General features: G+C 54.8%; 6 protein-coding genes. 2 read left to right on the forward strand and 4 right to left on the reverse strand.

Going from position 1 to position 6,253, the window contains the following annotated elements; translation table 11 throughout:
• Positions 1-183: 183 nt before the first annotated feature.
• The gene (locus P1U45_RS12020) at positions 184-1,053 is read left to right on the forward strand and encodes an NnrU family protein (protein WP_301059295.1); all 870 of its coding nucleotides are present in this window, start codon (positions 184-186) and stop codon (positions 1,051-1,053) included.
• Positions 1,050-1,457 carry a YbaN family protein gene (locus P1U45_RS12025; protein ID WP_301059296.1) on the forward strand — a complete coding sequence of 136 codons (408 nt, stop codon included), beginning with the start codon at positions 1,050-1,052 and terminating at the stop codon, positions 1,455-1,457. The genes P1U45_RS12020 and P1U45_RS12025 overlap by 4 nt, the downstream gene beginning before the upstream one ends.
• Here P1U45_RS12025 and P1U45_RS12030 read toward each other — a convergent pair.
• The 4 genes from P1U45_RS12030 to map all read right to left on the reverse strand — a co-directional run bounded on the left by P1U45_RS12030 (position 1,447) and on the right by map (position 6,171).
• Positions 1,447-2,907, reverse strand: a complete 1,461-nt coding sequence (locus tag P1U45_RS12030; protein ID WP_301059297.1) for an MFS transporter — start codon at positions 2,905-2,907, stop codon at positions 1,447-1,449. The two genes, P1U45_RS12025 and P1U45_RS12030, sit on opposite strands and share 11 nt — an antisense overlap.
• A gap of 75 nt (positions 2,908-2,982) precedes the next feature.
• Positions 2,983-4,482, reverse strand: coding sequence for an MFS transporter (locus P1U45_RS12035; RefSeq protein ID WP_301059298.1), 1,500 nt, complete (start codon positions 4,480-4,482; stop codon positions 2,983-2,985).
• Positions 4,483-4,597: 115 nt separating this feature from the next.
• Positions 4,598-5,335 (reverse strand): DNA repair protein RadC, encoded by a 738-nt coding sequence (gene radC / locus P1U45_RS12040; protein WP_301059299.1) that lies wholly within the window; start codon positions 5,333-5,335, stop codon positions 4,598-4,600.
• 20 nt (positions 5,336-5,355) lie between these two features.
• A complete protein-coding gene (map, locus tag P1U45_RS12045) occupies positions 5,356-6,171 on the reverse strand; it encodes a type I methionyl aminopeptidase (RefSeq protein WP_301059300.1) in 816 nt (271 codons plus the stop codon).
• Positions 6,172-6,253: the final 82 nt, after the last annotated feature.

Below are 6,253 nucleotides of genomic sequence, written 5' to 3' on the forward strand. Positions count from 1 at the left end.
CCGTGAAGGTGGCCGTACTGTTGGTTCAGGCGTTGTGTCTAAAGTTATCGAATAGTCCTAACCGACTACCGAACACGAAAAGCCCGCTCTCACGAGCGGGCTTTTTTGTGTCTGGCTATATGCCTGATCGCGCGAACCGATTATGACGATTGGACATAGATTCAGGGAGCCGGCGAGAGCCATATGTCAGCATTTACGCCAGTTGCGAGAGCCATCCAGTTCATCAAGGACAATAAAGCCCGTATGTTCTGGCTCTGGATTGTCTATCAGGCAATCAAAGGGACGATCACGCTGACCTTGATATGGATTCCTCTCTTCCTGCTGTGGAAGCGCGGGGCTGGCGCTGATGTCTTTCTGAAGGACTGGGCGCCTTATATCGCGGCGATGATCCTGTTTCCTCTCAGTCATGTTCTCATGGCTATCAAACCAGTTAGTTCCCGGTTGAAAGCAGTACTTGGTGATAGCGGCTTCAGGATCGTGTTTTCCGTTGTATCTCTGGTAATGCTCGGTTGGCTCGTCTGGGAGGCTGTGAGAGCGCCTGTCGTACCTTTATGGGCGAGCGAGCCGTGGCAGCACGGCCTCGCGCTCATGCTAATCATTATTGGCATTATTCTGTTTGTGTTTGGTGTCGGAGTTGCCAACCCGTTTTCCGTTTTCGGTTCAGGCGCCGCATATCAGGCTGAGGAGCCAGGCATTCTGCGTCTGACGCGTCATCCGGCGCTCTTCGGGCTCGCTTTCTGGGGGGCAGGTCACATGCTGGCAAATGGCAGTTTTGCACTCATGGTTTTCTTTCTGGTGCAGACTGCTTTTGCGCTACTTGGGGCGTTGTCGATGGACCAGCGCCATAAAAAATCCATGGGCGAACAGACCTGGAGCCTAATGACAGAGAAGACATCCTTCTGGCCTAATCCGCTCACTATAATACGCCGTGTGGATAACCCTGTACGCGTATCAGTTCGATGGCTTCTTAGTCTGGCGCTGATTGCAGGTTTGATCGCGCTCCATCCAGTTCTGTTCGGCGTATATCCGCTTGCACTGGCGACGTCCGGATGACGCGTAACCCGATCATCCGGCTTTTCTGGCTCTGCGCGGGCCTGTTCTTTACGGGACTTGCTTTCGTCGGGGTGTTTCTGCCGCTTGTGCCAACCACGCCGTTTCTGTTGCTGGCAGCTTTTTGCTTTGCCCGGTCATCTGAACGACTTAACCGTTGGCTTCACGAACATAAATGGTTCGGTCCGCTTCTGACGAATTGGAGCCGGCATGGGGCTATTGGGAAGAGAGCCAAGTATACGGCTGGCGTTTGCCTCGTTGCAGCGCCGTTTCTCTCCTATTTTCTGGGGGCGCCGCTTTGGACGCTTGCGATCCAGATCCCGATCCTTATCGGATCGGGAACTTTCATTTTTACGCGACCTGACGGGCCGCCACCTGTACCGTCTCAGCCTGAAACTAAAGACTGATCATGTCCTTCTTGAAGTGGCGACGTGCAAGCACATAGTGGATGCCTGCCCACGCATACGCGCATGAAAACACAATCATTGACCATTGAAGCCCGTCAGCATTGGCCGATCCACACAAGGCCGCCTGCGCGTCTGTGAGGCTGCCCAGATCACGGCAGGCGTCCAGAGTGAGTTCATCAGGAGAGCCCTTCAGGAAATGTGCATTCAGGAAGGTCGAAAGACCACCGATCAGAGGCGGACCGAGACCGTAGCCCAGCAAGTTCATCGAGAAGAGCGATAGCGCGACCGAGGTCGCCCGTGAGCGACTATCCACCACGCCGCCCGCAATGGCGTACATAGGGCCCAGATAGAAATAATGCAGACACGCCGCAGCCATGAGTGGTGGCACGGCAATCCAGATATTATTTGTCAGGAACCCAATGACGTAGAGTGGCGTGGACGCGATCAGCGCGATCCCCGGGATCCATGTCAGTGCGGTCGGGTGACGTTCTCTGAGCTTGTCAGCAAGATACCCTGAGGCAAATACGCCGATCGCGGCCATACCGCCAAGGATAATCCCGAAGAGGAGAGACGCATCCTGTTGGCTAAGGTCGTGCGTGCGCCGGAAGAACGAAACGGTGAATTGATTGAGCGCATAGTTTGCAAAAACCGTCACCGTCGCGCCCAGTACAATATGCACATATGTTGGCTTTCCGAGGAGCAATTTAAGCGTCGAGATGAAGCTCACATGATCCGTTGTTTTCGCGAGCGTTGGGTCAGTGTAGCCGCGCGGAGGCTCTTTAACTGTCAGCTTCACGAGCAGAGCAACAAGAATACCGGGCAGGCCCACAACGATAAACGCCAGTCGCCAGCCTTCCACGTTCTCCCAATCAAAGCCGGAAGCGATAAAGCCGAGGCCGATCGAGTTCAGAAAGCTGCCAAAGGCAGGACCGGTAAGCTGTTCTGCAATCGTGCCGCCAAAGATGGCCGCCAGCATAGTGCCGATCGGAACGCCGAGGGCGTATACAGAGGCAGCAGTGCTTCTCGATTTCGGGCTGTAATAGTCTGACATGAGGCTCTGCGATGGCGGCGTGCAGCCAGCCTCGCCAATACTGACCCCGACGCGGAACAGGAAGAGCATCAGGAACGATCCTGCGACTCCGCAGAGCGCGGTCATCAGGCTCCAGAATGCAACGGAGAGCGCAATGATCCAGACGCGGTTAAACCGCTCTGCTAGCCGCGCAATGGGAATGCCGAGAAAGGTATACATGAAGGCAAAGGCCGGACCGCCGAGCAGGCCCATCTGCCAGTCTTCTACCTCGAACGCGAGCTTGATGGGCTCGGTCAGGATGTTGATGATGGAGCGGTCGATGAAATTGAAAATGTAGACCAGCAAAAGTGATCCAAGCACGTAAGACCGATAGGTCTTCGTGCCAAACCCATCACTAGGGTTTGCTTGCGTTGCGGACATTGCCTCCTCCCGAATATGACTGGAGGGCGGAATTCTCCCTCCAGTTCTTCTTTTATTTTTTAAGGCGTTCGCAGATTATGCTGCTGTCGTGCTGCTCCAGCGGTCCTTGTTGAAGGTTTTACCCGCCATGAAGAAGCAGAATGCAGCGATCGAAAAGAGCGTCGCTACCACCGCCATGGAGAGCTTCAGGCCATCACTATATGCTGCGCAATAAGCCGCGCCGTCAGCGTCGAGGCTATCGCCAGCGCCGGCACAGATTGCAGGGCTGAACTCGGCAATGCGCTCTGTCAGGCCGGCTGTTGCGATTTGTGACGCCATCAGCTGGTCTGATAGCACACCGACAAATACAGGACCGATGCCGTTACCAATCAGAGATACAAGCAGAAGCAGGATGGCTACTGATGTGGCACGTGAGCGTGGTGATGCAATCGCCGTCGCAATCGAGTACTGCGAGCCAAGATAGGAGTAGTGCAGGATAGCTGCGCCAATCCACAGCATGAACGCAACTTCAATGCTTGGAGCAAAGTAGAATGCGGCAACATAGAGCGGGATAGCGAGGCTGAGGTTCACAGCCGGAAGCCATGCAACAACCGAGTGATACTTGCTTTCCAGTTTCTCTGAAATGAAGCCACCAAGGAATGTGCCGGCAGCGGCAGCAAGAGACAGTGGCGCGCCGTATTTCAGAGCCGCTTCAGAGGCGCTGATGTCGTATACACGCTGGAGGAATGGGGCCTGGAAGCCCTGAATGCCATAACCGACGAAGGCTACGAAAGCAGCGCCCATCGCGCCCCACCAGAATGTCGGCTTCTTAGAGATTTCTTTGAAGCCTTCCATAAGGCCGGTCTTGGCGTTGGTGTGGGAGCCAGGGACTTCGGAGTAGCCACGTGGCGGCTCTTTGACTGTGAGCCAGAGGATCAGGCCGATAATAACTCCCGGTGCGCCCACAATGACGAACGCGATGCGCCATCCGGAAATCTGTGACCAGTCGAGGAACGAGAACAGCCCGCCAATACCAATGGAATCAAGCCATGAACCGAACTCAGGGCCTGTGATGCCGAGGATCATGCCACCGAACACCTGCGCGAGAACCGCGCCGAGTGTGACGCCCATCGAATAGATGCCGATGGCGTTCGCGCGGTTTTTGACAGGATAATAATCCGTGATGATCGAGTTCGCCGGAGGGGTGCCGCCTGCTTCACCGATAGCAACACCGATACGGAAAATAATGAGCCAGATGAAGCTCGATGCGAAACCGCAGAAAGCCGTCATCAGAGACCAGACGACCACACAGATGGTTATGACCATCACGCGGTTGGCGCGGTCCGCCCACATGGCGAGCGGGATGCCCATCAGAGCATAGAAAATCGCGAATGGAGGGCCGTAGAGGAAGCCGAACTGGCCGTCAGACAGGTTCAGTTCGTTCATCAGGGGTTGAGCGACAACCGTGATGAGTGTTCTGTCAATAAAGTTCAGAGTGTAGATGAATGTCAGCGCCAGCAGAACATAGGTTCTATAAGGCCGTGACCCGTATCCGGAGATATGGCCTGCGCTCGGCGCAGCCGTTGAATCACTCATTAATTGTCCTCCCCGACAACTTCGGTGTTGTTTAGTATATTCATGTGCAGCGTGGACGTTACTCTCAAATCTTCCACACGCAAGCCAATTCGCCTGAAAGGCGGCAGCTATTGTGTCAGATCAGACCTGAAGCACGCATGCTGGTAACGCCTTGTCGTCCAACAACAAGATGATCGTGCACCTGTACTTCCAGAGAGTCCAGAACATCTATGATTTCTCTCGTCATACTAATATCCGCGCGAGATGGTGTCGGATCTCCACTTGGATGATTATGGACGAGAATAATTGAACTTGAGGAAAGCTCGAGAACCCGTTTGGCAATTTCCCGTGGGTAAACTGGTGCGTGATCGACGGTGCCACGGCCGAGTTCTTCGTCACTGATCAGACAGTTTTTCCGATCAAGAAACAGAACCCTAAACGATTCGATCTCGTCGTGTTGGAGGCGAACACGAACATAGTCCTGCACCTTCTGCCATGAAGAGAGCACTTCCCGCCCGTTCAGCTCCTGCGCCGTTGCCCGCAAATGAAGGTGATGAACCGTCTTGAGATAAATAGACAGCGTTTCGCCTATCCCATCGACTGACTGAAGCGCTTTCGGGGATGCAGCGAACACTGCAGAGAGTGAGCCGAAGCGCGCGAGCAGGCGCTTGGCGATGGGCTTTACGTCTTTTCGGGGAATGAAGCCGCATAGAAGCAGCTCCAGCATTTCATAGTCAGCCAGCCCTGCGCCGTCTGTTTCAACGAACTTCTGGCGCAGGCGGTCTCTATGACCGTGATAGTGCGGAACGTCTTTTTCCGGCTTCTGCGATGAACTCGGTTCAGGAAACAGGGGAGGTCCAGGCGCATCCTTCATCGCAGAACTCTGATCAGGACTTACGCCGTATGAGGCGTGTGGAGACCAGCTGGGGACGTGGTGAAGATTTCATATCCGTCTTCCGTCACCGCAATGGAATGTTCAAACTGGGCGGAGAGCGACTTGTCCCGTGTTACCGCCGTCCAGCCGTCATTCAGGATGTAGGTGTCTTTCTTGCCGAGGTTCAGCATCGGTTCGATTGTGAAGAACATGCCAGGGCGCAATTCTGCGCCTGTTCCAGCGCGTGCAGAGTGAACCACATTCGGTTCATCATGGAAGACCTGACCGAGGCCGTGGCCGCAGAAGTCTTCAACAACGGAAAGGCGATTCTTGTGAGCGAGCTCGGTAATTGCTGCGCCGATATCGCCGACGCGTGCACCCGGCTTCACAGCCTCGATACCTGCCATCATGGCTTGATAAGTAAGGTCCATCAGGCGGCTTGCGCGGCGTTTGACCTCGCCAACGCCATACATGCGCGACGTGTCACCATGCCAGCTGTCGACGACGACAGTCACGTCAATATTGGCAATGTCGCCTTCCTTCAGCACGCGGTCGCCCGGAATGCCGTGGCAAACCACATGGTTGTGAGAAATACAGGATGCGTGACGATACCCGCGATAGCCGATGGTCGCAGAAGCCGCGCCACTATCGAGAACAAACTCGCGGATCAGATCATCGAGGTGACCCGTCGTGACACCCGGCTTGACTTCAGGAACCAGCATATCGAGACATGAAGCGGCGACGCGACCTGCTTTACGCATGCCTTCAAAGTCTTCCGGCGTATGAATCCGGATTCCGTCTACGCGTTTTACGAGGTCAGCTTCGATTTCCAACATGGGCTCCTTGTTAAGTATGCGGGCGCTTTATATCACAGTATCTCTGATTGTGCGTCGTTATCCGCCAAACTTAATACGTGTC

The sequence above is a fragment of the Ponticaulis sp. genome (assembly GCF_029210165.1).
Taxonomy (GTDB): domain Bacteria; phylum Pseudomonadota; class Alphaproteobacteria; order Caulobacterales; family Hyphomonadaceae; genus Ponticaulis.